Origin of the sequence: Accumulibacter sp., from assembly GCF_031732815.1 — a bacterium.
Lineage (GTDB): Bacteria > Pseudomonadota > Gammaproteobacteria > Burkholderiales > Rhodocyclaceae > Accumulibacter.
Window position 1 is genome coordinate 1 of the sequence record NZ_JAVMKF010000160.1, and the last position, 4416, is coordinate 4416.

The following is a 4416-nucleotide window of genomic DNA, read 5'->3' on the forward strand; positions in this document are numbered from 1 at the left end:
GTTCTCCCTCCCCGATTTCCTGAAGGGGATTAAGACGCGTCGCGCGACCGCGGCGAAGGCGTTGATGGTTCTCCCTCCCCGATTATTTGCGGAAGTCCGGCCTGGCGCTTTCCCGCTTTCCCGCTTTCCCCTTTCCGGCCGGGCAGGGGCCGCAGCCAGCTGCGGCAAAGCACGAATTTCCCGGCGTGCTACCATGCTTGCACGGCGCCGGCGCACGACGACCTCCGGACGCGGACGCCGGCCTGACCTGCCACGAAGCCGGCGAGGACGCGGATGCCTAGCAGAATAGCCTACGAACTCGGCGCCGAGCAGTATGCGGCGCTCTTGACGCACAACCAGCAGCGCCTGGTGCGCCAGCGATGGCAGTGGCCGCGCCGGGTCGCGTATCAGGCGACTCTGATGCTGGTCAGCGCAGCCGTCGCCCTGCTCGTCGGCGGGATTTGGCTCGACACCCGCGGGGGGAACTGGCTGGCGCTGGCGCTGGTCGGCGGGATCGTTCTGCTTGGCATCCAGCAGGCGATGTTCCAGAAGGATCTCTCGCGCCGCATCGCCGAAGGAAGCTGCCTTGTCCGCCGGCCGCGAGTCCTGGAAGTCGGCGACGATGGCCTGCGCTGGGCGAACGACGACGGCACGACCTTTATTGCGTGGCCAGCGATTCAGTCGCTCGAAACCGCCTGCGGGCATGTCCTGATCTACGTCGACGACGTCAGTTTCATCCCGGTCCCGGAAACTGCCTTTGCCTCGCGCGCCGAGCTGGCCGATTTCCTTGCCCTGCTGCGGGAACGAATCGCCGGCGCTCCGGCGCCAACCAACAGCCCCGGCAAGGTGCCGGTCGACGTGGCCGTTGCCGGTGGCGGGTCGACCGGCAGATCTGGCGCCTGGCCTGGTTTCCTCCAGTACCTGCGCTTGGGGCTGCGTCTGGCCGTGTTCCTTCCCTTGCCGTCGCGCCGTCCGTCGGCGTCGTGGTCGCAATTCATCGCCTTGACCGCGCTCGGCATCGTCCTGCCCGTCGCCGAAGCGCTGCTGCGCGTCGGCACGCGCGGCGTGTTTTCCGCGGAAGGATTGCCCGGCGCCTTGTTCCACGTGCCGATGATGCTCTTCGCCGCCTGGTGTATCGCCTGCCTGGCCGGGCGTCAACGACAGACGCTGGCGCTGTTGACCCTGCTGGCGGCCGTGCAGGTGGCGGTCGAGGCGCTGTATCTGCTCCTCTTCCACGCGAGCGCTGCAGCGCTGGATTTCCTGCCCAGGGACTGGCGCGAAGCCATCTACTACCTGCCGCCATGGTGGCTTGCCCTGGCCTTTGCCGGCGCGGCGATCCGTTTTCTAAAGCCACCCGCCGGCCACCGACTGGCGGTCGTTGCCGCGGCTGGATTGCTCCTCGCTGTGCCGCCAAGCGTCGTCTACCACGACCGCTCGCTGTGGATCGAGGCGCACGACGAGGAGGCGGGCAGCGACTTCGAGCGGAAGTACCTGTCGCTGGTGGCTGAAGAGGCTTTCTACTTGCAACCACGACTCCTGGAACGCGAACTGGCCGCCCTCAAGCCTGGGCGACCGGGTGTCACCGATCTGTATTTCGTCGGCGCGGCGGGTTATTCCCGGCAGGATGTGTTCATGAAGGAAGTTCGCTCGGTTGCCGAGCTGTTCCGCGAGCGCTTCGCCACCGAGGGACGTTCGGTGCTCCTGATCAACAACCCGCAAAGTGTCGCCGAGTCGCCGATCGCCAGTACCACGAGCCTTGGTCTGACGCTGCGGCGGATTGGCGCGATCATGGATCGCGACGAGGACATCCTGTTCCTCTTCCTCACTTCGCATGGCTCGCCCGATCACAGCTTTGTCCTCGATTTCTGGCCCCTGCGTTTCAATACCCTCGATCCCCGGCGCCTGCGCGAACTGCTCGACGAAGCGCGGATCAAGCGCCGCGTCGTGGTGGTCTCGGCCTGCCACTCGGGCGGCTTCGTCGACGCCCTGCAGGACGACAACACCCTGGTGATCACCGCGGCAGCGGCGGACAGAAACTCGTTCGGCTGCAGTAACGAGGCGGATTTCACCTATTTCGGCAAAGCCTATTTCGACGAGGCTTTGCGGCAGACCTATTCGTTTGTCGAAGCCTTCGAAAAGGCGAGGCCGGTGATTGCCGCGCGCGAGGCCCGGGAGAATTTCCCGGATTCGAACCCGCGCCTCCATGTTGGCGAAGCCATCCGCCGCCCGCTCGCGGACTTTGCCCGGGCACGGCAGGCCGCCTCGGCCGTGCCGGCGGCGGCCAAAACCAAGCGGCCGGCCGTGGCCGGTGGCTAGCCGCCTGTCGGACTTGGAGTCGGGAGAACCCTCAGATTTCACAATGCGGATTGAAGAGGCCCGCTTCCCTCCGTCTTGCGGGCTTTTCGGTCGCTCTCCTCTCGTTTTGCCCTGCTGAAGGCGTAGCTTTGCCATGCGCTTCACATTCCAGGCGCGGCAGACCAGCGTCCATTCCCCAGTGATCTGCTGCTGACCGCGCCGCGAGAACTGACGAAAGCCCATGACCGATTTGATGATGCCGAAGACCGGTTCGACCGTCTGTTTGCGCAAAGCATAGAGCGCTCGACCCGCTTTGCTCTTCAGACGATGCGGCATGCCTTGCAGGGGGGTCGGGTTCTCCGGTAGCGCTCCTGGTTCGTTATGCCGCTCTCGCCAGCCCGGGTGGTGCTCGTCGCGCGCCGCCGCGATCAACGGATTGATGCCGGCCGTCTCGCACGCCTTGATGCTTTGCTCACTGCAGAAGCCGCTGTCGGCGATCAGGCAGGCCACAGAACCCGGCACCTTGCTCTGTGCGATCAGCGTCGCCAGCATCGGTTCGACCTGCTCCTGGTCATTGGCGGCTTGCGTCACCCAAATCAGCCCCGCCAGACGCTCGATCCGTTCGAGCGGCGTCAGCAGCAAGCTGAGGCTGCCGCCCTGCCGCCGGGCCGCTGGGACCTGACTTGACAGCCTGATAGACCAGGTGTTCGGCGTCGATTTCCCGCAAACGCTCGACTGCGAAGACCGCTCGCGCGCCTTGGCGCAGCAGCCGTTTCAGACCCAGGCGGTCGGCGCCTTCGACGCACACGCTGGCGGCGAGCGAGAAACCGCCAAGGTGTTCCCAGCTTGCCATCGACTCGGCGTCCTCCGGGTCGAGCGCACCGCTTCCGGATGACACCTCCAAGCGGCTCCGGAGCGACTGAATGAAAGCGGGAATCGGCAAATCCGGACCGGATCGATCGAGCGCTTGACATGATGTTCATCATGCGAAACAATCGCCACATGACGTTCATCATGCCAAATCATGACTACACGCGCTACGCACAAAGCTGAATCCCGAAACCGAATCCTGCAGGCTGCCGGGGCGCGTCTGCGCGTCGAGGGTCTTGCTGGCGCAGGTGTCGCCAAGGTGATGCGCGATGCCGGGCTGACGCATGGCGCTTTCTATGCGCACTTTGCGAGCAAGTCGGCCTTGTCGGCCGCCGCCTTGCAGCATGCCTTGCTCGACAACAGGAAACGTTGGGTTGGCGAGCCTCAGCACGAAACCTGGGCGCAACGACTGCAACGCTTGGCTCGCCGCTATCTGACGAAGAATCACCGTGACCATCCGGCTGAGGGCTGTGCGCTGGCCGCGCTGGCGACGGAAGCCGCACGCAGCGATGACGCCTTCCGGGCCGCCTTCGAAGAGGAACTGCGCAAATCCCTGCAAGCGATCTGCAGCGGCGTCGAGGATCGGCAAGTCCGCCGCGATCCTCGGCTGGACGAGGCCATTGCCTTGATGGCCTTGTGCGTGGGCGGCCTTTCCTTGTCCAGAGCGGTTGCCGATAACGCATTTTCCGAGCGGGTACTTCGCGCCTGTGCCGATGCGGCTGGTCGGCTAGCCTCCAACACACCGTAAGACGAAATGGAATTGGAGGCTTGAAGCCATGCTGACAGTTGACGCAGCGCTCGCGGACTCCTCGATGCGAACCTGCGAGAAGCTGCGTTACGCCGACACGGATCGCCAGGGTCATGTCAATAATGCCGTATTTTCAACCATGTTCGAGACTGGCCGGGGGGAACTGCGGTATGCGTCGGATTCCCCGTTGGCAGCAGAGGGTTGCGCTTTCGTCATTGCCAGTCTGCATCGGGATTTCCATGGCGAAATCACTTGGCCTGGGCGAGTCGATATCGGTACTCGCGTTTCTACCGTTGGAAAAAGCTCATTGACTCTCGAACAGGGGCTGTTTCAGCGTAAGCGCTGTGTAGCGACGGCGAAAACCGTCATCGTCCAAATGAATGAGAAAACCCGCCGCTCTCATCCCTTGGGCGATGCGACAAGGCGAAAACTTGCCGGACTCATCCCGCCTTTGACCTGAGGACACTACCGTGAGCATCTTGATGACGCATGTTTGTCAATATACCGGCCCGGGTTGCCTACCC

Annotated in this window: 4 protein-coding genes and 1 pseudogene; 4 read left to right on the plus strand and 1 reads right to left on the minus strand. The window is 64.1% G+C overall.

Annotated elements, in window-relative coordinates:
- Positions 1-273: 273 nt before the first annotated feature.
- Positions 274-2295, plus strand: coding sequence for a C13 family peptidase (locus tag RKP46_RS10815; RefSeq protein ID WP_311106651.1), 2022 nt, complete (start codon positions 274-276; stop codon positions 2293-2295).
- Positions 2296-2409: 114 nt separating this feature from the next.
- Here the strand turns inward: RKP46_RS10815 and RKP46_RS10820 are convergent.
- Positions 2410-2865: pseudogene (locus RKP46_RS10820) on the minus strand (transposase); the annotation flags it as partial.
- 112 nt (positions 2866-2977) lie between these two features.
- Between RKP46_RS10820 and RKP46_RS10825 the strand changes: the two are divergent.
- The 3 genes from RKP46_RS10825 (at position 2978) to RKP46_RS10835 (ending at position 4352) form a co-directional block, all read left to right on the plus strand.
- Positions 2978-3169, plus strand: coding sequence for a hypothetical protein (locus RKP46_RS10825; protein WP_311106652.1), 192 nt, complete (start codon positions 2978-2980; stop codon positions 3167-3169).
- A 129-nt stretch (positions 3170-3298) separates the two neighbouring features.
- On the plus strand, positions 3299-3892 hold the full coding sequence (locus RKP46_RS10830) for a TetR/AcrR family transcriptional regulator (RefSeq protein ID WP_311106653.1): 594 nt from the start codon (positions 3299-3301) through the stop codon (positions 3890-3892).
- 31 nt (positions 3893-3923) lie between these two features.
- Positions 3924-4352 (plus strand): thioesterase family protein, encoded by a 429-nt coding sequence (locus tag RKP46_RS10835; RefSeq protein ID WP_311106654.1) that lies wholly within the window; start codon positions 3924-3926, stop codon positions 4350-4352.
- Positions 4353-4416: the final 64 nt, after the last annotated feature.